Origin of the sequence: Halomonas sp. SIMBA_159, assembly GCF_046536035.1 — a bacterium.
In the GTDB taxonomy this organism is placed as follows: domain Bacteria; phylum Pseudomonadota; class Gammaproteobacteria; order Pseudomonadales; family Halomonadaceae; genus Vreelandella; species Vreelandella venusta_A.
This window is the reverse complement of the sequence record NZ_JAWJBT010000189.1, coordinates 1-358: the sequence shown is the minus strand read 5'-3', so window position 1 is coordinate 358 and position 358 is coordinate 1. Positions and strand designations below refer to the sequence as shown.

Genomic DNA, 358 nt, shown 5'->3' with positions numbered 1-358 from the left:
CGCAGTTTCTCTGCCAAAGCACTTGAAGAATTTATTCGCCTTGCCCCTAAGCAAGGGTTTGCAAACTTGCGCAGCCTGCGCCTGCATTTGCAGGATAAATATCCAAACACTTCATATCCACGCCCGATGCTGCTTTCTCCAGAGCAGAGGCAAGAGATCTTACAGACCCTGGCAACAGAGAACAGCATATTGTTTGAACAGTACTTCAGTGACGTAGATCGCACAGATATCAGCTACCAGCCCGTAGGCTCTTAGGGTCGGGATCGACAATCAATCATACGTTCTGGAGGCGTTCCAACATCTTGCGCCCCGGTGGGTGTGATCGACGAATGGAGAACACACGATCCAAATATGCACG

1 protein-coding gene is annotated in these 358 nt (G+C 50.0%); it reads left to right on the top strand.

Features of this window, described 5'->3' with window-relative positions; genetic code table 11:
* The coding region (locus R0J87_RS18935) for a hypothetical protein (protein WP_498888156.1) at positions 1–255 on the top strand (255 nt) is incomplete at its 5' end.
* Positions 256–358: the final 103 nt, after the last annotated feature.